This window comes from Tunturiibacter gelidiferens (assembly GCF_014201335.1).
Taxonomy (GTDB): Bacteria; Acidobacteriota; Terriglobia; order Terriglobales; family Acidobacteriaceae; genus Edaphobacter; species Edaphobacter lichenicola_E.
In genome coordinates, this window is sequence record NZ_JACHEB010000002.1 from 573261 (window position 1) to 595874 (window position 22614).

Genomic DNA, 22614 nt, shown 5'->3' on the forward strand with positions numbered 1-22614 from the left:
GGGGCGGCGAAATGAATGGAGTAGAGGATGAACGGGTTGATGCAGGATGTAACGTATGCACTGCGACAGTTGCGAAAGGCGCCGGGATTCACTCTGACGGCGGTTCTGACGCTTGCGCTTGGAATTGGCGCGAACGCAGCGATCTTTACGCTGGTGCATGCGGTACTTCTGCAGAACCTTCCGGTGAGCGATCCGAAGTCGCTGGTGCGGCTGGGCGATAAAGATGATTGCTGCGTGATGGGGGGGCGTCCGGAGAATGAAGGCTACTCTCTGTTTGCCTATGATTTATATAAGCATCTGCGCGACAGCGCACCTGAGTTTGAGCAGCTGGCGGCGATGCAGGCAGGTGTTAGCCAAGGCGCTCTGACGGCGCGGCGGGGAGCGAGCAACAGCTTGTCTAAGGCCTCATCCGGTGAGTTTGTCTCGGGAAATTACTTTCAAACTTTCGGCCTTCAGTCTTATGCAGGCCGACTTCTACTGCCATCGGATGATGTGGCCGGAGCGCCGATGGCTGCGGTGCTGAGCTACAGGGCCTGGCAGCGTGATTATGCGATGGACCCCTCCGTGGTGGGCAGCATCTTCGAATTGAATACGCATCCTGTGACCGTGGTGGGAATCACGCCGCCGTCTTTTTATGGCGATCGAATGACTGATACGCCACCCGATTTTTATCTTCCGGTGACGATGGAGCCGATTCTCGATCCAGGTGCGTTGCTGAAACGCCCTGAGGCGAGCTGGCTCTATGTGCTTGGCCGGGTGAAGCCTGGCACGCAGATTGGTCCGCTACAAGAGAAGATGAGCGGTTTGTTGCGGGACTGGCTGATCCCGCAAAAGGTATATCAGAACGCGGACGGAAAAAAGGCGCTGCCGAAGTCACATATAGTTTTGACGCCAGGTGGGGTTGGGATTGCGAATATGCAGGCGGAGTACAGAAGCGGGCTGGAGCTTCTGATGGGGATCTCCGGTCTGGTACTGCTGATTGCTTGTGCGAATATTGCGAACCTGGTTTTGGTGCGGGGCATGGCGCGCCGGGCCGAGACCTCGATCCGGATGGCACTTGGCGCGGCGCGGAAGAGAATTATCCGTCAAATGCTGACTGAGAGCTTGGTGCTGGCGTGCCTGGGAGGTGTGGCCGGACTCGCGGTGTCGTATGCAGGGACGCGGATGTTGTTAGCGCTGGCGTTTCCTGATTCACCTGGACTGCCGATTCATGCGAGTCCGTCGTTGCCTATGTTGGGATTTGCGTTTGGCTTGTCGTTGCTGACTGGGTTGATCTTTGGGATTGCGCCGGCATGGATCACCTCTCACTCGGAGCCTGCAGAATCTCTTCGTGGCGCGAATCGGTCGACGAGGGACAGCGCTTCTTTGCTGCAGCGGTCATTGGTGGTGACACAAGCTGCCTTGTCGCTGGTGCTGCTGGTGGGTGCCGGGTTGCTGACGAGAAGCCTGAACAAGCTCGAGCATCAGAATTTTGGGTTGCAGACTGAAAATCGCGTGGTAATTCATATCAGTCCGGATAACGCGGGATATAAGCCGGATCAGCTGCAGGCTCTCTACGGAGAGATAGAGGATCGCTTCCGGGCATTGCCGGGAGTCGAAGGGGTGGGGTTGTCGCTTTACACTCCGCTCGAAGGAGACAACTGGGGCGAGGGCGTAACGATTCAGGGGCGTCCCGAGCCTGGGCAGAACGATCATGTTGGTGCGTCGTGGGACCGTGTGACGCCGGATTTCTTCCAGGTGATCGGCCAACGCATCTTGCGTGGGCGCGGAATTACCGATCAGGATACCGGGACTTCACCGATAGTGGCCGTTGTGAATGAGACTTTTGTGAAGAAATTTTTTCCAAATGGTGAAGACCCGATCGGCGCTCACTTCGGTCTGGATGGTGTGAAGAGCGCAGGGGAGATAGAGATTGTCGGCGTGGTGTCGGATGTGAAGTATGTGAATCCGCGCGAGGCGGTTCAGGCAATGTACTTCAGGCCGTTTTTGCAGCACGCTCCTTTGTCGGATAACGCGGATGTGCGGTCGCTCTTTGCGGGGGCGATCATGCTGCAGATGAGAGGGCCTTCGGAGGGATTGGAGGCGCAGGTGCGGCGAACTCTTGCGAATATTAATCCGAATCTGACCGTGGTCAACTTCAATACCTTCGGCGGTCAGATTGAGGGCCAGTTTACCCAGGAGAAGTTGATCGCGCGGTTGACGCTGATGTTTGGCATGTTGGCCCTGGTACTGGCTTCGGTTGGCCTCTATGGGGTGACGGCTTATACGGTTGCACGTCGAACGCCTGAGATCGGGATACGGATGGCACTCGGCGCGGGACGCGGCAACGTGGTCAGCATGGTGTTGCGTGAGGCCATGCTGCAGGCTGGAGTTGGGCTTGCAATCGGGTTGCCGGTGGCGTTACTGTGCGTTCGTTTTCTGAAGACGCAACTGTATGGAACTGGCGGGCAGGACCCCGTGGTCTTTGCAGGAGCGATCGTAGTGTTGGTTGTTTCGGCCTGCGTCGCAGGGTTGATACCGGCGCGGCGTGCGGCCTCCACTGATCCGGTCAAAGCTTTGCGGACTGAGTAGCGAAGCTGAACGCATCGGCCGTTGTGGTCGCTAATCCTAAGTTGAGTCGACGGAAGTTTTGAAACGGAGCAAAGAATGATTGAGTTGAAACAACTGGAACGGAGCTACAAGACGGGCCATACAGAGACGTGGGTGTTGCGGCGCATCAATCTCACGATCCGTGAGGGCGAATTTGTAACTGTGATGGGTCCGTCTGGGGCGGGGAAGTCTTCGCTGTTAAATGTACTGGCGATGCTGGACGATCAATGGAGGGGAGAGTTTTATTTCGCTGGTGAGGCGGTTCACGCGATGAATCGTAAACAGAGGGCCGAACTCGCGCGGCGGAGAATAGGAATGGTATTTCAGAGCTATCACCTGTTGGACGATCTGACCGTAGCGGAAAATATCGATTTGCCGCTGTCGTACAAGGATATTCCGAAGTCGGAACGGCAGGCTTTGGTGGCGGATACGCTGGATCGCTTCAACATTGTGGGGAAGAAGGATCTGTTCCCGAACCAGCTCTCGGGTGGGCAACAGCAGTTGGTGGGCATTGCGAGGGCCGTCATTCACAAGCCAAATCTTTTGCTGGCTGATGAGCCTACGGGAAATCTGCACTCAGAACAAGCGAATGAGATTATGCAGTTGTTTCGAAAGCTGAATGACGAGGGTACGACGGTAGTGCAGGTGACGCACTCGGAGACGAATGCAGGATACGGCACGCGGACGATTGAATTGCGAGATGGATGGCTTTCGCGGGATACGGCAGGTCTTGTAGCAGCCGAAGGGGCGGGGGTGCGAGCGTGAAGGGGAGTTCTTCAGTGCTTCGTTGCTTCAGCATAGTGTTTTTGCTGGAGATGCCTTTGTGGGCACAAGTGCAGCAGGCAACCGTTACCCAAACCGCACCTGCGGCGGCTCAGCCCGCGTTGCGTCTGGATATTCCGCACTCTGATAATCCGTTGAACACGTTTCGAGCCACACTTGTCCCGAGACCGAATCTGGCGAACTCGCCGCGGATCGATGCTCTGGTGAAGGATGGTGTGCTTGAGCTGAGCTTGAAGGATGCGATCTCGTTAGCGCTTGAAAACAATCTCGATATTGCGATCGCTCGATACAATATCCCGATCGCGGCGGCCGATGTTTTGCGTACACAGGCGGGCGGATCGTTTCGCGGAGTCAATACGGGCGTGGTGCAGAATACGCCTGGGGGCGGAGTAGGCGGCTTCGGCCCAGGGCCGAGTGGAGCTGGAGCTGGAGGCACTTCGGGCGGTGCTGGTGGCGCAGGTTCCGGAGCGTCCGGTCTTGTCTCGTCGACCCTCGGTGCAGGTACGAACGTCTCTTCGTATGATCCAGCAATTACGGGGACTTTCAGTATTGAACACTTTGCGGAGCCGCTGTCGAATACGGTCGTTTACGGAGTTCCAGAGCTGCAGCAAAACACGACGACGGGAAATATCGGCTATACGCAGGCATTTCCGACTGGGACTTCGATATCGGCGGTCTTCGACAACAACCGTGGAACGACAAACAGTCCTGAGAGCTTTCTTGTCCCTGCGCTGAACAGCTACTATCACATTGCACTGCAGCAGCAGTTGTTGGCAGGTTTCGGTCTCGGGCCAAACTTACGATTTTCGCGGATCGCCAAGAATAATCAGCGGATCTCGGACGAGGCCTTCAGGTTGCAGGTAGTGACGACGGTGACGCAGATCGCCAACATGTATTGGGATCTGGTTGCCGCGTATGAGGACGAAGGCGTGAAGAGCCGGTCGCTCGAGTTTGCTCGCCAGACGTTGGAGAGCGGGCGCAAACAGCTTGCACTGCAGGCGATTCCTGCGATGGATGTAATGAAGGACGAAGCTGAAGAGGCGAGCCGAGAACAAGACCTGACGATTGCGAAGACGACCTTGCAGTTTCAGGAGTTGCTAATCAAAAATGCGCTTACGAAAAACCTTGACGATCCTATTTTAGAAGCGATGCCGGTGCGGCCGACCGATCAGAGCGCGATGACGGACACGACTACGCAGGGCCCGACTGAAGATATGACGGCGCGTGCGCTGAAAGACAGATTGGAGTTGGGCGAGTCGGATATCGATCTTGAAAACAGACGGTTGAGCCGTGATGCGGCGCGCAATGCTTTGCTGCCTTCGGTCGCGTTGACTGCGTACTACGGCGGGTCGGGTCTGGCGGGATTGCAGAATCCTGAATCGGGTACGATCTCGACTTCTCCGGCAGATTTTGCCGGAGCATTGAGAACAGCCTTCAACAATAGCGCTCCTGACTACTATGTTGGAGTAACGGTGAATGTGCCGCTTCGAAACCGCGTGGCGAAGTCGGACCAATACCGTGCTGAGTTGGAGACAAGGCAGTCGGAACTGCGGTTGGAGCAGTTGAAGAAGCAGATTCGCATTGAAGTTCGGAACGCTCAATACGCGTTGGAGCAGAGTGAGGCTCGGGTGGTATCGGCCCGCAAAGGGCGCGACCTGGCGCAAAAGACCTTCGACATCACTGCGAAGGAACAGGAGCTAGGAGCGGGGTCTAACTACCAGACTCTGACGGCGCGGCGCGATCTGGCAGCGGCGGAGTCAACGCTGGTTGCGGCGATGACGGCATATCAAAAGGCTAAGATTGAGGTGGATCGCGCGGTCGGATCTACGCTGGAAGCAAACGATATTTCGATAGAATCAGCGAAGACGGGTATTGCCCCGAGTGGGCAGTAGTGCGCAGGAGCAGGTCACCATGCTGGCGGAGCGAATTGATAAGAACGAATCGGGAGCGGAAGATGCAGAGGCGTCGTGCAGGCTCCTGATTGCGGATGACCAGCCCCATATTCTAGAGGCGCTCCGGCTGTTGTTGAAGCCGGAAGGTTATCAGTTGGAGATGGTGCGAACGCCGGCGCTGGTGCTCGACGCCCTGGCGCATGAGAGCTTCGATGGCGTACTGATCGATCTTAATTACACGCGGGATACGACCTCCGGCCAGGAGGGACTGGATCTTGTGGCTCGGGTGAAGGAGATCGACGCGCAGCTTCCGGTCGTCGTAATGACGGCGTGGGGCAATATTGATCTTGCGGTAGAAGCGATGCGCCGGGGTGCGGGAGATTTCATTCAGAAGCCGTGGGAGAATGCTCGGTTGCTGAGTATTCTGCGGACTCAAATGGAGTTGCATCGCAGTCAGAAGAAAATGCGGTGGTTGGAGGCGGAGAATCGGATCCTGCGGGCACCTGGAGCTCCGGATTTCATTGCAGCTGCGGCTTCGATGCGGCCTGTGCTGGAGACTATGGCTCGGGTGGGTCCATCGGATGCGAATGTGTTGATTACGGGCGAGCATGGCACAGGCAAAGAGATTGTGGCGCAGACGCTACATCGGTTGTCGTCGCGTGCGGAGAGAACACTTGTCGCTGTAAACACGGGAGCGTTGCCTGAGGGGACTTTCGAGAGTGAGTTGTTCGGACATGTGAAGGGTGCTTTTACTGATGCTCGCGCAGATCGTATCGGGCGATTTGAACTGGCGAGCGGTGGGACGCTTTTTCTCGACGAGATTGCAAATATTCCGGTGCGGCAGCAGGCGAAGTTGCTGCGGGTGTTAGAGACGGGAGAGCTGGAGCGCGTAGGATCTTCGAAGACCCAGAAGGTAGATGTGCGAATGCTCTCTGCAACCAATGCGGATCTCCATGTAGAGTGTGCAGCGGGGCGTTTCCGCGAAGATTTATTTTTTCGTCTGAATACGGTTGAGATCAGTCTGCCGCCGCTTCGGGAACGACGTGAAGATATTCCGGCGCTGGCCGGGCACTTTATGGCGCGATATGCAGCACGTTATCGCAGACCGATTCAGGGGCTGGAACCGTCTGCGCTCCAGATGATGCTGCAGTATGGCTGGCCGGGCAACGTGCGCGAACTCGACCATACCATCGAACGTGCGGTCCTGATGGCGCGCGGAGTGCATATTGAACCCGCGGACCTGGGGTTAAATACGCAGCGGGCAGGGGCACAGAGCATGGATGAGATGAGCCTCGAGTCAGTCGAGGCAATCCTGATTCGCAAGGCGCTAGCCCGTGCGGGTGGTAATGTGAGCCATGCGGCTGATGCACTTGGATTGAGCAGAGGTGCGCTTTATCGCCGTATCGAAAAATATGGTCTCTGAAGATCCAGATGGGGAGATATCCGGCGGCAACGTGAAGCGGACCCGTATGCCGCTGGGGAGATCGGCACGACGGGTGAGTTTTGAAAAGAGACTGCGCCTATGGCTTTATCTTCCTGGGTTATTGCTGCTGCTGCTGTGCTGGCTTCAGCTCCGACAACATTCAGTCGAGACTCTTCTGCAGATTATCGTTTTGCTTGGCCTCACGCTTGGATGGACTTTTGCGGTATCCGTTCTCATGGAGCAGATCATTCGGCCGCTGCAGACGTTGGCGAACGTGGTGGCAGCGTTGCGGGAGGACGATTTTTCTTTCAGGGCCAGAGGGGGTAGGAGAAATGATGCGATGGGGGACTTGGCGCTCGAGATCAATCGACTCGCGGGAATGCTGCAGGCGCAACGTGCGGGTGCATTAGAGGCGATGGCGCTGGTCGAGCGCGTCATGGATTCGATGCAATCTCCGGTGTTAGCGTTCGATCCCGAGGGAAGATTAAAGCTGCTGAATGCGGCAGGAGAGAACGCATTCCGGCTGCAGGTCCAGATAGCGCTTGGGCGCACAGCGGCGGAGTTGAATCTGGCGCAGCTACTTGATGTAGCGGACGAAGACGTGATGTCTCTGGGGAGCGGGCAGCAGTCGGTGCGATGGGTCGTGAAAAGAACAGGCTTCCGGCTTCGCGGCATTCCGCATACGCTGTTCGTGCTGTCGGATGTGAGCGCCGCCTTAAGGGAAGAGGAGCGACTCGCCTGGGAGAGGTTGATTCGCGTTCTGGGCCACGAGATCAACAATTCGTTGACGCCCATCAAGTCGATCGCTGGGAGTCTGCGTGGACGAATCGCAACGTTGAATAATGCAACTGGGGAAACTGCTGACTTTGAGCGAGGCCTCGAGGTTATCGAGAATCGTGCGGAGTCGCTGAACCGATTTCTGCAGGCATATCGGCAGTTGATGGGGCTGCCCGCACCCCGTTTGGCGTCAGTGTCGGTAGCGGCCTTGGCGCAAAGGGTCGCACTGTTGGAGAGACGGGTCGTCGTAACCGTTGAAGGGGCGGCAGATATTGTGGTGCAGGTGGATGCTGATCATATTGAACAGGCACTGATTAATCTGGTACGCAATGCGGCCGACGCTGCGCTGAGTCCAGATGATATTGGTGAGTGTGAACCACACGTAGAAATCGTCTGGGGTACTGCAGGCTCAGAGGTCATTATCGAGGTATTGGACAACGGCCCGGGGCTGACCAACCCGAACAACCTGTTCGTTCCGTTTTATACGACCAAGCCGGGTGGAACTGGAATTGGTTTGGTTCTGGCGCAGCAGATTGCTCAGGCGCATCGGGGATCGGTGCAACTGGCGAACCGCAGGGGTGGTCACGGTGGGTGCCGGGCCGAACTTCGATTGCCGATTGCGGGATGATCCAACGCTTCTCGATTTTGTTCAAGAGAGGCCAGCTCATGGGTCAGTGGCCTTCTTGGTCCGGGTCGTTCTTTTAACGATGATGGATCGAAAGAGGATATGCAGCCGTTCATTTCCCATGCAAAATAGCACAGGATCAAATGAGGTGAAAGATGGCTTGTAAGGTCGAAGAGCTGAGACAAATTCCTCTCTTTGCGCTGCTCGACGATGAAGAGATAGCGGTGTTGGCAGCGCAGGTTGAGGTCAAAAAATTTGCCACACGGCAACGGATCTACAAGTTGGGTGAGCCGGGAAAACATGCTTATGTGATGATGTCGGGCACTGTGCGAGTGACTACAGTGGACAGGGATCATCAGGAGGTTTTGGTAGATGAACCTCGCGATGGTGAGTTTTTTGGTTTCGCTTCAATGCTCGAGGACACACCACATCAAACTACGGCATTGGCGATGGAAGAGACGACCTGCGTGGAGGTGAGCCGCGACGATATCGCTGCGCTTCTACAGCAGAAGCCAATGGCCGGAATGGACATGCTAACGGTAGTAAGCCGGCAATTTCATGCGTCACAAGAGCTTGTGCGGCTTCGAGCCAGTCGCAATTCGAATGACGTTATTGAGGAGGAGATGGGTTTTGGTGATCGCATCGCCGACTCTGTCGCGCGATTCGGAGGGTCGTGGACTTTTATCATCTTATTTGGAGCTACCCTTGTGATCTATGCTTCTGTGAACATCGCTCTGAAGGGGAGGGCATGGGACCCATATCCATTTATCTTGCTCAATTTGTTTTTGTCGATGTTGGCAGCTATCCAGGCGCCGGTGATTATGATGAGCCAAAATCGTCAGGATACGAAAGACAGAGTGCGCGGTGAGTTGGACTATGATGTGAATCTTCGGGCTGAATCTGAGATTCAAAACCTATCGAGCAAGTTGAATCTTCTTACGGAAAAAATCGGCGATGTTGATGATCTGTTGCGGGACCAGTTAAAGCTAAATAATCAGCCCGATCGAGTTCCGTAGCGGCGAGTGGATACAGACCGGGCGGCGTTGATGGAAGCGCATAGGCGTCGATCGGGCTTATCGTCGGAGCTGTTCAGATCAAAGGGACATGTCAATTTGCAGCAAGTGATAGAGAACCTAACCAATGCGATCTCAAAGATCCCATGGCCCCAGCATGCGACTGCTGCCTTGGCGAGTGCGGTCAAGGCCGAAGGTTTAACTGAACGCGATCAGGCGCTCTGGTTATCAGGCTCCGCACCACATACGACTTCTTTACGACCTTTCTACACCTTCTTTACGTATCGGCTGCTTGAATAAGAGAACGTGCGGAAGCGCGAAGTTTTCGTCCTGCGCTGGAGGCTCAATTTTGGTGACTGATCGAGACTCTGTGGTGGATTAGGACGTAAGACTTCCGGTTGGAGGTAAGACCATGTGGGATTTGGGATGTATAGGTGCCAGCGTGCTGTTTTTCCTGATCGCGATCAGCTACACAATGGGGTGTGATCGCTTGGGGATCAAGGAGAAGCAGGGATGATCGAGACATTGCTGCTTGGCTTTGTAACTGTATCGTTACTGATCTATCTGGTGTATGCGCTGCTGCGCCCTGAAAAGTTTTAAGAGGAAGTAGTTATCATGACAGCGAACGGTTGGTTCCAGATTTTCTTCTTTTTTGCACTGGTAATGGTCTGTGCAAAGCCTCTGGGTTTGTATATGGCTCGCGTCTTCGAGCATGAACGGACCCGGGCAGATGTTATTTTCCGTCCGATCGAGCGACTGATTTATCGGCTGACCGGCATCGAGGAAACGCATGAGATGGCATGGACCGAGTACGCAGTTGTCATGCTGCTCTTCAGCCTGGTTACGCTGCTTGCAACGTACGCCGTTGAGCGCTTGCAACAGTTGCTGCCCCTCAATCCTCAGCACCTCGGGGCTGTGGCGCCAGATCTTGCGTTGAACACCGCAGCATCTTTTACAACGAACACCAACTGGCAGTCATATGTGCCTGAGACGACCATGAGCTATCTGACCCAGATGCTCACGCTTGCCTACCATAACTTCTTTTCGGCGGCCGCCGGGATGGCATTGGCCGTTGCGCTAATTCGAGGAATTTCAAGGCGAGAGTCTAAAACGCTGGGAAATTTCTGGGTTGATACAACACGCGCATCCTTATGGGTGTTGTTGCCTGGCTGTCTAATCTATTCCATGCTGCTGATCTCTCAAGGTGTGGTGCAGAATCTTCGTCCTTACGATCAGGCAAAGCTCGTGCAGTCGCAGACTGCAACCGTGACTGGCGCAGATGGTAAGACGGTGACGCAGACCATAACGACGCAGAGCATTGCTCAAGGCCCGGTTGCTTCGCAAGAGGCCATCAAGATGCTTGGAACAAACGGGGGAGGTTTTTTCAATGCAAACAGCGCTCACCCGTTTGAGAACCCTACGCCGCTCTCTAACCTCATGCAGATGTTCTCTATCTTTGTGATACCCGCTGGGCTAACGGTCACTCTAGGGCGGATGACGCGAGCGCCGAAGCATGGCTGGGCAGTGTTTGCTGCGATGGCTGCACTCTTTCTTGTTGGCGTCTTCGTGGCCTACTACGCTGAGGCGCAGTCGAACCCACTCCTTCACTCAGTCGATCAGCGCGCTTCGTTAACGCAGGCTGGCGGCAATATGGAAGGCAAAGAGGTACGTTTCGGCGTCGTCAATTCTGCTTTGTTTGCGACTGTAACAACTGACGCCAGTTGCGGTGCCGTGAACTCGACGCACGATTCTTTCATGCCGCTGGGTGGTCTGGTCCCCATGGTTAACATCATGCTGGGTGAAGTGATCTTCGGTGGTGTGGGAGCCGGACTCTATGGCATGCTGATCTTCGTCGTCCTGGCTGTTTTTATTGCCGGGTTGATGGTCGGGCGCACGCCCGAATATTTAGGAAAAAAGATCGAATCCTATGACGTGAAGATGGCCATGCTGTACGTGCTCATTTTTCCGCTTTCGATCCTTGGTTTTTCGGCGGTGGCGCTCATGATGCCGAATCTTGGGCTCTCCTCGCTTGCGAACACCGGGCCGCATGGTCTTTCGGAGATTCTTTACGCCTACACCTCGGCGACTGGAAACAACGGATCTGCTTTCGCAGGGCTCAATGCGAATACGCATTGGTACAACCTGTCGTTAACCGCAGCGATGTTGATCGGCCGATTCCTGATGATCGTTCCGATGCTTGCTATCGCGGGCAGTCTTGCGAAGAAGAAGCTTGTTCCGCCATCTCTAGGAACCTTCCCTGTGCATACACCCCTCTTTACAGTGTTGTTGGTGGGTGTGGTTGTTATCGTGGGGGCACTTACCTTCTTCCCCGCGCTCTCGCTCGGTCCTGTTCTTGAGCACTTAATGATGCACGCTGGCAAAAGCTTCTAGTCCAGAAAGAAAAGCAGACAAACAATGGCAAATACCCGCAAACGCTCCCTATGGGACACCAAAATTGTACGTCGCGCGTTGATTGACGCTCTAGTCAAGCTGAGCCCGCGCACGATGATGAAGAACCCGGTCATGTTCGTAGTTGAGATCGGCAGCGTGATTACTACGATCTATCTGCTTCGCGACACCTTGTCGCATCGTGGCTCGTTTCAATTCGATTTGCAGATTACGCTGTGGCTCTGGTTTACGGTACTGTTCGCAAACTTTGCCGAGGCGATGGCGGAGGGCCGCGGAAAGGCCCAGGCCGATGCGTTGCGGCGTGCAAAGTCGGAGACGACCGCAGTGCGACTTCGCACTGATGGGACCACGGAGGAGGTTCCCAGTTCGCATCTACGAGCCGGGGATCAGGTTCTCGTTGTTGCCGGTAATATGATTCCCGGCGATGGCGAAGTGATCGAGGGCGTTGCTTCGGTGGATGAGTCGGCGATTACGGGTGAGTCTGCGCCGGTAATTCGAGAGGCTGGTGGAGACCGGTCGGCGGTGACTGGTGGAACACGGGTGTTGTCGGACCAGATCAAGGTGAGGATCACGTCGAACCCTGGCGAGACGTTCCTTGATCGCATGATTGCGCTGGTTGAGGGTGCCGAGCGACAGAAGACGCCGAACGAGATCGCTCTGAATATCCTGCTTGCCGGGTTGACGATCATCTTCCTGCTTGCGGTCGTGACGCTTCAGCCTATTGCGATCTATTCCACTGCGCCGCAGACGGTGTTTGTGCTGATCTCGTTGCTGGTGTGTCTCATTCCGACGACCATCGGCGGCTTGCTCTCGGCGATTGGGATTGCTGGGATGGATCGCCTGGTTCAGCACAATGTGCTGGCGATGTCTGGGCGAGCTGTGGAAGCAGCTGGTGATGTAAACACACTGTTACTGGACAAGACGGGAACGATTACGCTGGGCAATCGTCAGGCTGCGGAATTTATTCCTGCGCCTGGTGTAAGCAAGGATCAGCTTGCAGATGCGGCGCAGTTGTCCTCGCTTCCGGATGAGACACCGGAAGGCCGAAGCATTGTGGTCTTGGCGAAGGAGTTGTATGGTCTTCGCGGGCGAGAGTTGAGCGAGTTGCAGGCGGAGTTTGTGCCGTTCAGCGCGGTGACGAGAATGTCGGGCGTGAACCTCGATGGGCGAATTATCCGGAAGGGTTCGACGGATGCTATCGCTGCGTTTTTGAAAGAGAACGGAGGAAGTTTACCGGATGAGGTTCGGGCGGCGGTTGAGACGGTTGCTCGCAGCGGGGGGACGCCACTGGTGGTGGCTGAGAATCGGCAGGCGCTGGGTGTGATCCACCTGAAGGACATTGTGAAGGGCGGGATGAAGGAGCGGTTTGCGCAGCTTCGGTCGATGGGGATTCGGACGATCATGATTACGGGCGACAATCCTCTGACTGCGGCGGCTATTGCGCGTGAGGCGGGAGTTGACGACTTTCTGGCTGAGGCGAAGCCGAAGGACAAGATGGACCTGATTCGCCGCGAGCAGGCGGAAGGCAAGTTGGTCGCGATGACTGGCGACGGAACGAACGATGCTCCCGCGCTTGCTCAGGCCGATGTGGGTGTTGCGATGAACACCGGAACGCAGGCGGCGAAGGAGGCGGGAAATATGGTCGATCTCGACTCGAACCCGACGAAGCTGATCGAGATTGTGGAGATCGGCAAGCAGTTGCTGATGACTCGTGGCGCGCTGACTACGTTCTCGATTGCGAACGACGTTGCGAAATACTTTGCGATTATTCCCGCGATGTTTGCGGCGACGTTCCCGGTGTTGAATGCGCTGAACATCATGCACCTGAAGACACCGGAGTCCGCAATTCTCTCTGCGGTGATCTTCAATGCTCTGATTATTGTCGGCTTGATTCCGCTGGCCCTGCGGGGCGTTGGTTATAAGGCTATGTCGGCGGAGGCGTTGTTGCAGCGCAATCTGTTTATCTATGGTGTCGGTGGCCTTGTAGCTCCTTTTCTCGGGATCAAGATTATCGACCTCATCATCACTGCCATTCACCTGGCGTAAGGAATTTTTATGCGTCGCAATCTCATTACCGCTGTGCTTTATACCGTTGTGACTACTGTTCTGTTCGGTCTGGTCTATCCGTTTGTCGTAACCGGGCTGGCGCAGGTGCTGTTCCATGACAAGGCTAACGGGCAGCTCATCTATAAGAACGGAGAACTGGTTGGGTCTCGGATTATCGGTCAGTCGTTTATGGCTCCGCAGTACTTTCATTCGCGTCCCTCGTTGGCCGGCAATGGCTACGATGCTGCGAACTCGGGCGGCTCGAACCTTGGACCGACGAACAAGAAACTGGTTGACCGGGTGGCCGGGGACGTGGCGACGTTGCAGATCGATCATCCTGGTGTCGCGGTGCCGATAGACCTGGTGACGTCTTCGGGCTCGGGTCTCGATCCTCATATCACGCCGGCTGGTGCCGAGTTTCAGGTAGCTCGCGTGGCGCGGGAGCGGCATTTGAGCGAGGATGCGGTGCAGCGGCTGGTGTTGCAGCATACCGAAGGACGGCAGCTCGGGTTCCTCGGGGAGCCGCGGGTGAATGTGTTGCTGCTCAATATGGATCTCGACGAGATGGCGCCTCCGAAGTAGCGTCAGCTCACTTCGACCGAGGGTACCCCAGGGGTTGGTGTGACGAAGTTATTTGGTTATCGGGTATATAGAATTTTCGCGGATTACAAAATCGTCATTCCAGACATGTTATAGGCAAACCGCTCTTTGAAAAGAGTTATCGGATTTCAATTAAAAAAGCCCCGGCGACGGCCGAGGCTTTTTCTTGCTTGCGAAGGACGGGAGAACTGAGTGAGGCTTTCTCCGTGGAGATGATCCTGCACAGTGTTGCTTGATGTGGCGCGAGGTGGACGGTTCCTTCGAAGTGGCGGTCGGCGGGAGTGCATAATGTTGCCTTGGGCCTCGAGCATTCTTCGAGTCAGACTCTCGCATTTAAAGGCTGAAAGAAAAATATGCACAAATCTCGATTCGGACATCTGGCCGTGACTTTGGGTCTCTCTTGCTGCGTGCTGAATATGCCGTGCGTCCTGGCGCAAGGCGCTAAGATTCAAACTTCGGATTTGATCTCTCTGGATCATGTCACGAGTGCCACGGCGCTGCCGAATGGTGTGGATGTGAGAGACGGCAAGGCGCGAATTGAGATTACAGCTCTGCGTGAGGACGTTCTGCGCGTTCGAGTTTCGAAGGCGGAGAAGATGCCGGAGGATGCTTCGTGGGCTGTGCTTGGGGGCGCTCGTACGAGCTCGGCCGCGACGACCTACTCAGCGAAGGAAGAAAAAGTTGGCTTTCTGACGAAGGTGCTCGATGTGTCGGCGGACCGAGCGACCTCTCGCCTGACGATCAGCGATCGAAACGGTGGGATCTTGTTGCAGGATGCGGAGCCGGTTGAGTTTCATGGTGATCGGTTCAGGGTTTATAAGCGAATGCCGGAGCAGGAGCATTACTTCGGGTTGGGGGACAAGATTGGACCGCTCGATCGCAGAGGCGGCACGTATCAGATGTGGAACACGGATCAGTATCGTTTTCAGGAGAGCAGCGATCCTCTCTATAAAGCGATTCCGTTTTTTCTTGCGGACAACGCAGGCAGATCGTATGGGCTGTTTCTGGACAATACGTGGCGGACGAGTTTTGACTTCGGAAAAGAAGATGCGAATGCGTATTCGTTCGGTGCCGACGGCGGACCGGTTGACTACTACTTTATCTATGGCCCGAAGCCGAAGCAGGTGGTGGAGGGGTATGCGTGGTTGACTGGTTTGACGCCTCTGCCTCCGCGGTGGTCGCTTGGCTTTCAGCAATCGCGGTACTCGTATATGACTGAGGCGCGAGCGCGTGAAGTGGCAGATCGCATGCGTGCAGACAGGATTCCGTGCGATGCGCTCTATCTCGATATCGACTTTCAGGTGGGAAATGCCCCGTTCACGGTAAACCAGGAGACGTTTCCGAAGTTTCCTGAATTCGTTCAGGAGTTGAAGGACAAGCATTTCAATTTGGTGTTGATTACAGATCTTCATATTGCGGATCGAGCAAATCAGGGGTACGCGCCTTACGATACAGGCACTGCGGGAGATCACTTCGTAAAAAATCCGGATGGGTCCGTCTTTGTGGGGAAGGTGTGGCCGGGGCCTTCGGTCTTTCCTGACTTTACAAGGAAGCAGTCGCGCGAGTGGTGGGGAGCTCTTTACAAGCAGTTCTATGACGAGGGAGTTGCCGGGTTTTGGAATGACATGAACGAGCCGTCTGTGTTTGAAGTGGCTTCGAAGACGATGCCGCTCGATGTGGTGCATCGGATCGATGAGCCTGGATTCTTGCCGCGGTCCGCGAGGCATGCGGAGATTCATAACGTTTACGGGATGGAGAACTCGCGGGCGACGTATGAGGGTCTGTTGCAGTTGAAGCCGCAGCAGAGGCCGTTTGTGTTGACGCGTGCGACCTATGCGGGTGGTCAGCGCTATGCTGCGACCTGGACTGGCGATAATTCGAGTACGTGGAATCACCTTCGCATGAGTACGCCAATGCTTCTGAACCTTGGACTGAGTGGGTTTTCGATGGCGGGTGACGATATTGGCGGTTATGCGGGTTCGTCAACGCCGGATCTGCTGACGAAGTGGATTGAGGTTGGGGAGTTTAACCCGATCTATCGCGACCATACGGAGAAGTTCACTGCGGATCAAGAACCGTGGGTTGGCGGTCCGGAGGTGGAGGCGGTTCGGCGTCGATATATTGAGGATCGATATCGGTTGATGCCATATCTGTATACGCTGGCGGAGGAAAACTCACGTACCGGCGTGCCGATGATGCGGCCGCTGTTTTTGGAGTTTCCGGATGCGACTGCGGATAAGCATCCGCTCGATCTCGATGCGGGGAATCAGTTCATGCTGGGGGCGAATTTGTTGATTGCACCTGCACCTTATCCGGAGGCTCCGGATAGTTACGCCGTCACGTTTCCGCCGGTTGGCTGGTACGACTACTGGACTGGGGCGAAGATCGCGAGTGCGCCGCGTGAAGCGGTTGCGGTGAGCACGGGCGCGGCGCTTGGAGTGGGTGCACTTCAGTCGATCAAGATTACGCCGGAGGTGAATGCGCTGCCGGTATTTGTGCGGGCGGGTTCGATATTGCCATTTGCGCCGCTGGTGCAGAGCACGCAGGAGAAACCGGATGGTCCGCTTACGCTGAAGGTTTATCCGGGGGACGGGTGCGAGGGTTCGCTGTATCAGGATGATGGAATCAGCTTCGCGTACAAAGAGAAGAATTTTTTACGCGTGAAGTATAGCTGCGATTCGGGGAACAGTGGGCTGCGTCTCCGTGTCGGAGCGCGGGCGGGAAGCTTTCAGCCGTGGTGGAATGAGATCGAGGTGACGGTCTTCGATTGGAAGTCCGCGCCGGGGAAGGTTACTTATGGTGGTGAGGCGATTTCGAAGCTCCATTTTGATGAGTCGGCTCACTCGCTTACGATCACGCTGCCGGAAAAGGCAGAGGGCGGGGAACTGGAGATCACTGCGAAGTAATTTCGTTTGCTGATGTTTCGTGAGTTCTAGTGGAATCGGTAGGCGGCGCCGATTCCCAGTACCTGCGGGGTGAGGTCGTTGGGAGGAAAGCCGAACCATTTTTGATACTCATATTCCACTCGTATGTTGACCGAGTATAGAAGCCGATAGTCGACTCCTACGCCGACCGCTGCCATGTTGTAGGCGAGGTTTGCGGCGTTGCCTTGCGGAGGGCCACCGGGGGTGAGGCTGGGGACCTCCGGATAGTTGAAGATGCCGCGGCCGTACATGCCCTTCGCGAAGGGTTCGATTCTGTGAAAGTGCAGGACGTAGCGCGGGCCGACTTCAAACGTGCGTTCGTAGATGTTTGTGGTGGGATCGGGGTCGTTGATCTGGTGGAACGCGGCTTCGATTCCCCAGTGATATTTGAAGTCGAAGTTGATGTAGGCGCCTCCACCCTTGATCTTTTGCGGAACGTAGTCAGAATCGGCGTAGTTGAATTCGCCACCTGCCTGCAGGACTCCGGCGCTGGTGGCGGTGGGGAGCGCCTGGGCGTGCAGGCGGACACCGGCGAAGCTGATCAGGCAGAGCAGGGCAGAGATCTTGAGTCCGGGGAGGAGATCTGCTGTCAGCTTTGCGAATTTCTTTGAGGAGGCTTTGTTGCTCATGCGGTGTTCTCTCTTGAAGCTTATGGTTTTTACTGTGGGGACTGATCGATGTGGTATTCCACGTTTACAGTGTGCTGTATTCCATTGCTATTGGCGGTTACAACTATTGGGTAAGTGCGGTCGAAGTAACCTGCTCCGCAACCGGTGAGGGTTCCGATGGCTCCGAGCGAGGAGAGGATGAGGAGCGAGTGGATGATGAGGCGAGTGAGTTTGCGGCTGGAGCGACGCGAGTAGCGCAGGCCGAGGAGAGGCAGGAGGAAGAGGCCGAGTGCGATGTGCGAGAGCCGGCGTGAGCGATCCTGCTGTGATTCGACGGAAGCGAGCTTGCGAGTAGCGACGGTGAGGGTTATGTCCATTGGGCCAGCGTATTGATCGATGGACGACGGAGAGAAAGTGTAGGTAGCGAGGATGGGGCCGCTCGGGCTGGCGGAGAGATTGATGGTTCCGGGGTAGTAGCCGCCGAGGGGGGTGACGTGGAAGGTGTACTGACGGGTGGTGCCGTAAATGCCTTCGACGGTCTGGGCGCTGGTGAGGACGATGGTGAAGTCGAGCGGCACGATGGTGATGGTGTTCGCGCCGGATGCGGCAGATGCGGTGCTGGTGGTGAAGTCGACGTCGCCGCTGTAGACGGCTGTGATGGTATGGACGCCTACGGTGAGACCCGTGGTGGTGAATGTGGCGACGTCACTGCTGTTGAGGGTTGCTGTATTGAGCGCCGTGCCGTTATCAAAGAAGGTGACGGTTCCAGTCGGTGCTCCGGAGGTCGTTGAGGCTACGGTGGCGGTGAAAGTTACCGGCAGGGCGAAGTGGATGTCGGTTGTGCTGAGGGTCAGCGTTGTGACTGTGGGTGCTTTGTTGATGGTGAGCATTCCGTTATTCACGGTCTGCAGGTAGTCGGTGACGTTGGTTCCGGTTGCAGCAGGAATGATTGGATACTGTCCTGGCTGAGAGAGCGTGCTTGCGGAGTTGGAGAAGATTTCGGTGAAGGTATCTCCGTCAAGCATGCCGGTGACGGTACCCGTGAAGACAGGGTTCGGTTGGCCGTAGAGCCTCGTGAAGTTGTTCGCCGTGATGAAGAGCGCGGCTTGGTCGATAGTGAGGGTCCCGTTGGAATAGATGACGTTGTAGTCGCTGAGATTTGTACCGGTCGCTATGGGAATGATGGGATAGGTGCCGATTTGCGAGGAGATCGTTGCGGGCGTGCTTTCGGTGACGGTGAAGATGTCACCGTCGACTGCTCCCACTGTGGTGGCTGTGAATGTCGGATTGGGGGTCCCATATTCGCGGCTCGCGTTGGCGGCTGTGACGTTCAGGGTAGCCTGGGTGACGGTGAGAACTCCGTTGACGTAGGTCACGTTGTAATCAGCGAGGTTGGTACCAGTGGCGACTGGCACGATGGCGTAGTTGCCAACTGGTGAGGACGACGTTGCGGTCGTGCTCTCAGTGAAGACGAAGGTGTCGCCGTTGACTGCGCCGACCGGTGTTGCGGAGAAAGTCGGGTTCGGAGAGCCATAGATGCGGCTGGCGCTTCCGGCCGTGACGGTCAGCATTGCCTGGCCGATGGTGAGAGTGCCGTTGTTGTAGATGACGTTGTAGTTGCTGAGGTTTGCTCCGGCGGCTACGGGAACGATTGGATACGTGCCGATGGGCGATGCGGTAGTGGCTGTGGTCGTTTCGGTGTAGGTGAAGGTGTCGCTGTTCTCGACCCCTGTAGCCGAAGCGGTGAAGGTGGGGTTAGGAGATCCGTAGGTGCGGTTGGCGTCAGTAGCGGTGACGGTCAGTGTCGCCTTGCCTACGGTCAGAGTTCCATTGACATAGACGACGTTGTAATCGGTGATGTTGGTGCCGGTGGCTGTGGGGACGATCGGATAGGTGCCAACGGGAGACGCTTGGGTTGCAGTGGTTGTTTCGTTGAAGGTGAAGGTGTCACCATTCTGCGCGCCGACTGCGGACGCGTTGAAGGTGGGGTTTGGAGCACCGTAAGTGCGGTTCGCATCGGCTGCAGTGACGGTGAGGGTGGCCTGGGTAATGGTGAGAGTTCCGTTGTCATAGACGACGCTGTAGTCGCTGATGTTGGTGCCAGATGCCAGCGGAACGATCGCGTAGGTCCCAACAGGAGAGGTCGCGATGGCCGAAGTGCTCTCGGTGAAGGTGAAGGTATCGCCGTTCACTGCGCCAGACGCACTAGCAGAGAAGGCTGGGTTCGCTGCGCCGTATGTTCTGCTGGCGTTCGCGGCAGTGACCGTGAGAGTGGCCTGAGTGACGGTGAGAGTTCCGTTGTTGTAGACGACGTTGTAGTCGTTGAGGTTGGTGCCCGTCGCAGTGGGAACGATTGCATAAGCTCCGACTGGAGATGCCGCGGTGGCAGAGGTGCTCTCGGAGAAGGTGAAGCTATCGCCATTGACGGCGCCGATGGCTGATGCGGTGAAGGTTGGGTTCGCCGCACCGTAGGCGCGGCTGGCATCTGCTGCGGTGACGTTCAGGTTAGCTTTGCCGATGGTGAGAGTGCCGTTGACGTAGGTCACGTTGTAGTCGTTGATGTTGGTGCCTGTGGCTACCGGGGTGATGGCGTAGGTGCCAGGAGCAGACGCTATGGTTGCAGGGGTGCTTTCAGTGAAGGTAAAGGTATCGCCGTTCTGTGCTCCAGCGGCGGAAGCAGAGAAGGTTGGGTTGGCTACACCGTAAGTACGGTTTGCGTCAGCTGCAGTGACGGTGAGGTTTGCCTTGCCGATGGTGAGAGTTCCGTTGACGTAGACGACTGTGTAATTGCCGATATTAGCGCCGGTGGCAGTCGGAACGATTGAGTATGTGCCGATCGGAGAAGTCTGCGTGGCAGTAGTGCTTTCGGAGAAGGTGAAGGTGTCGCCGTTCTGTGCTCCCGTGGCTGATGCTGTGAAGGTCGGATTAGGAGTTCCGTAACTACGGCTTGCGTTGGCGGCTGTGACCGTCAGTGAGGCCTGGCCGATCGAGAGAGTTCCATTGACATAGACGACGGTGTAGTTCGAAAGATTTGCTCCGGAAGCGGTGGGAACAATGGGATAGTTTCCGATTGGTGAACTCGTCGTAGCAGAGGTGGTCTCGGAGAATGTGAAGGTGTCGCCATTAGCAGCGCCGGTAGCAGATGCGGAGAAGGTTGGGTTCGCTGCACCGTAGGCACGGCTAGCGTCGGCTGCGGTGACGGTCAGGGTCGCTTTGCCGATGGTGAGAGTGCCGTTCACGTAAGTCACGTTGTAGTCGTTGATGTTGGCGCCTGTGGCTACCGGAGTGATGGCGTAGGTGCCAGGGGCAGACGATATGGTTGCTGGGGTGCTTTCGGTGAAGGTAAAGGTATCGCCGTTCTGCGCGCCGGCTGCGGATGCGGAGAAGGCCGGGTTGGCTACACCGTAGGCTCGGCTGGCGTCGGCTGCGGTGACGGTCAGGGTCGCTTTGCCGATGGTAAGGGTGCCGTTGACGTATACGACGGTGTAATCGTTGATGTTGGCGCCCGAGGCGACGGGAACGATCGAGTAAGTGCCAGGTGCTGAAGTCGTCGTAGCAGAGGTGCTCTCAGCGAAGGTGAAGGTGTCTCCGTTCTGCGCGCCGGTTGCGGATGCGGAGAAGGCCGGGTTGGCTACACCGTAGGCTCGGCTGGCGTCGGCTGCGGTAACGGTCAGGGTTGCCTTGCCGATGGTGAGAGTGCCGTTGACGTAGGTCACGTTGTAGTCGTTGATGTTGATGCCTGTGGCTACAGGGGTTATGGCGTAGGCACCGGGGGCGGACGCTATGGTTGCTGGGGTGCTTTCGGTAAAGGTGAAGGTGTCGCCGTTCTGCGCGCCCGTGGCGGATGCAGAGAAGGCCGGATTGGCTACACCGTAGTTACGGCTGGCGTCTGCTGCGGTGACGGTCAGGGTTGCTTTGCCGATGGTAAGGGTGCCGTTGACGTATACGACGGTGTAGTTGCCGATGTTGGCGCCTGTGGCTACCGGGGTTATGGCGTAGGTGCCGGGGGCGGACGCTATGGTCGCTGGGGTGCTTTCGGTAAAGGTGAAGGAGTCGCCGTTCTGCGCGCCCGTAGCGGAGGCAGAGAAGGCCGGGTTAGCTACACCGTAGGCCCGGCTGGCGTCAGCTGCGGTGACAGTGAGAGTGGCTTTGCCGACGGTGAGTGTGCCGTTGACGTACGTGACGGTGTAGTTCGATAGATTCGCGCCAGATGCGGCGGCGGTGATCGGATAGGTTCCGATCGGCGATGACGTTGTTGCGGTTGTGGTCTCAGCGAAGGTGAAGGAGTCGCCGTTCTGTGCGCCGGCTGCAGATGCGGAGAAGACCGGGTTGACGGCGCCGAACGGACGGCTGGCATCGGCGGCGGTGACCGTGAGGGTGGCCGAGGTGATGGTCAATGTTCCGTTGACATAGACGACGTTGTAGTCGTTGATGTTGGCGCCGGTGGCAATGGGAACGATTGAGTAGCTGCCCGTGGGTGAGGTGGCGGTAGCGGTTGTGGTCTCAGAGAAGGTGAAGGAGTCGCCGTTCTGTGCGCCAGTTGCGGCTGCGGAGAAGGTCGGGTTCGGGGCTCCGTAGGCTCTGGTGGCGTTGGCAGCGGTGACTGTGAGGGTTACTTTGCCGATGGTGAGGGTGCCATTGGTTGCGGCAATGGTGTAGTTCGAGAGAGCGGTACCGACTGCAGTGGGAACGATGGGGTATGCGCCTGCGGGAGAGGTCGTTGTGGCGGTCGTGGAGAAGTTCTCAGTAAATGTGTCTCCGTTGACCGCTCCGGTAATGGTTCCTGTGAAGGTGGGATTGGCACCTCCATAGGGTCGGCTGAAGTTATCAGCGGTGACGGTCAACACGGCCGGGGTGATGGTGATCTGTGCGGTGGCGGCCTGACCGGCGTAGTCTGCGGTGTCGGTGGGGGTGAAGGTGGCGAT

13 protein-coding genes are annotated in these 22614 nt (G+C 56.6%); 11 read left to right on the top strand and 2 right to left on the bottom strand.

Annotated features, from left to right (window positions below; all coding sequences use genetic code 11):
• The first annotated feature begins 27 nt into the window (after positions 1–27).
• The 11 genes from HDF14_RS06150 (at position 28) to HDF14_RS06200 (ending at position 17063) form a co-directional block, all read left to right on the top strand.
• Positions 28–2571, top strand: coding sequence for an ABC transporter permease (locus tag HDF14_RS06150; RefSeq protein ID WP_260698048.1), 2544 nt, complete (start codon positions 28–30; stop codon positions 2569–2571).
• Positions 2572–2646: 75 nt separating this feature from the next.
• Entirely contained in the window at positions 2647–3354 is a 708-nt protein-coding gene (locus HDF14_RS06155) for an ABC transporter ATP-binding protein (RefSeq protein ID WP_183974573.1), read from the top strand.
• 50 nt (positions 3355–3404) lie between these two features.
• Positions 3405–5264: a TolC family protein gene (locus tag HDF14_RS06160; RefSeq protein WP_183974666.1), complete on the top strand. Its 1860-nt coding sequence runs from the start codon at positions 3405–3407 to the stop codon at positions 5262–5264.
• 19 nt (positions 5265–5283) lie between these two features.
• Positions 5284–6687 carry a sigma-54-dependent transcriptional regulator gene (locus HDF14_RS06165; protein WP_183974668.1) on the top strand — a complete coding sequence of 468 codons (1404 nt, stop codon included), beginning with the start codon at positions 5284–5286 and terminating at the stop codon, positions 6685–6687.
• Between the two features lie 31 nt (positions 6688–6718).
• Positions 6719–8092 (top strand): sensor histidine kinase, encoded by a 1374-nt coding sequence (locus HDF14_RS06170; RefSeq protein WP_313899498.1) that lies wholly within the window; start codon positions 6719–6721, stop codon positions 8090–8092.
• A 152-nt stretch (positions 8093–8244) separates the two neighbouring features.
• On the top strand, positions 8245–9105 hold the full coding sequence (locus HDF14_RS06175; RefSeq protein ID WP_183974575.1) for a DUF1003 domain-containing protein: 861 nt from the start codon (positions 8245–8247) through the stop codon (positions 9103–9105).
• Positions 9106–9615: 510 nt separating this feature from the next.
• Positions 9616–9702, top strand: a complete 87-nt coding sequence (kdpF, locus tag HDF14_RS27435) for a K(+)-transporting ATPase subunit F (protein ID WP_183974673.1) — start codon at positions 9616–9618, stop codon at positions 9700–9702.
• 15 nt (positions 9703–9717) lie between these two features.
• Entirely contained in the window at positions 9718–11493 is a 1776-nt protein-coding gene (gene kdpA / locus HDF14_RS06185; protein ID WP_183974577.1) for a potassium-transporting ATPase subunit KdpA, read from the top strand.
• Positions 11494–11517: 24 nt separating this feature from the next.
• Positions 11518–13557 (top strand): potassium-transporting ATPase subunit KdpB, encoded by a 2040-nt coding sequence (gene kdpB, locus HDF14_RS06190; RefSeq protein ID WP_183974578.1) that lies wholly within the window; start codon positions 11518–11520, stop codon positions 13555–13557.
• Positions 13558–13566: 9 nt separating this feature from the next.
• Positions 13567–14139 (top strand): potassium-transporting ATPase subunit KdpC, encoded by a 573-nt coding sequence (kdpC, locus tag HDF14_RS06195; protein WP_183974580.1) that lies wholly within the window; start codon positions 13567–13569, stop codon positions 14137–14139.
• A 371-nt stretch (positions 14140–14510) separates the two neighbouring features.
• Positions 14511–17063 (top strand): glycoside hydrolase family 31 protein, encoded by a 2553-nt coding sequence (locus HDF14_RS06200; RefSeq protein ID WP_183974583.1) that lies wholly within the window; start codon positions 14511–14513, stop codon positions 17061–17063.
• Between the two features lie 26 nt (positions 17064–17089).
• Here HDF14_RS06200 and HDF14_RS06205 read toward each other — a convergent pair whose 3' ends face one another.
• Positions 17090–17710 carry an outer membrane beta-barrel protein gene (locus tag HDF14_RS06205; protein WP_183974584.1) on the bottom strand — a complete coding sequence of 207 codons (621 nt, stop codon included), beginning with the start codon at positions 17708–17710 and terminating at the stop codon, positions 17090–17092.
• Between the two features lie 29 nt (positions 17711–17739).
• Positions 17740–22614, bottom strand: a 4875-nt coding sequence (locus HDF14_RS06210; protein ID WP_183974586.1) for a beta strand repeat-containing protein, incomplete at its 5' end; no start/stop codon positions are given.

Bases quoted from the DNA above. Each gene is read 5' to 3' on its own strand.
- HDF14_RS06150 (WP_260698048.1), top strand. From the start codon at position 28: ATGAACGGGTTGATGCAGGATGTAACGTATGCACTGCGACAGTTGCGA.
- HDF14_RS06155 (WP_183974573.1), top strand. From the start codon at position 2,647: ATGATTGAGTTGAAACAACTGGAACGGAGCTACAAGACGGGCCATACA.
- HDF14_RS06160 (WP_183974666.1), top strand. From the start codon at position 3,405: ATGCCTTTGTGGGCACAAGTGCAGCAGGCAACCGTTACCCAAACCGCA.
- HDF14_RS06165 (WP_183974668.1), top strand. From the start codon at position 5,284: ATGCTGGCGGAGCGAATTGATAAGAACGAATCGGGAGCGGAAGATGCA.
- HDF14_RS06175 (WP_183974575.1), top strand. From the start codon at position 8,245: ATGGCTTGTAAGGTCGAAGAGCTGAGACAAATTCCTCTCTTTGCGCTG.
- kdpF (WP_183974673.1), top strand. From the start codon at position 9,616: ATGATCGAGACATTGCTGCTTGGCTTTGTAACTGTATCGTTACTGATC.
- kdpA (WP_183974577.1), top strand. From the start codon at position 9,718: ATGACAGCGAACGGTTGGTTCCAGATTTTCTTCTTTTTTGCACTGGTA.
- kdpB (WP_183974578.1), top strand. From the start codon at position 11,518: ATGGCAAATACCCGCAAACGCTCCCTATGGGACACCAAAATTGTACGT.
- kdpC (WP_183974580.1), top strand. From the start codon at position 13,567: ATGCGTCGCAATCTCATTACCGCTGTGCTTTATACCGTTGTGACTACT.
- HDF14_RS06200 (WP_183974583.1), top strand. From the start codon at position 14,511: ATGCACAAATCTCGATTCGGACATCTGGCCGTGACTTTGGGTCTCTCT.
- HDF14_RS06205 (WP_183974584.1), bottom strand. From the start codon at position 17,710: ATGAGCAACAAAGCCTCCTCAAAGAAATTCGCAAAGCTGACAGCAGAT.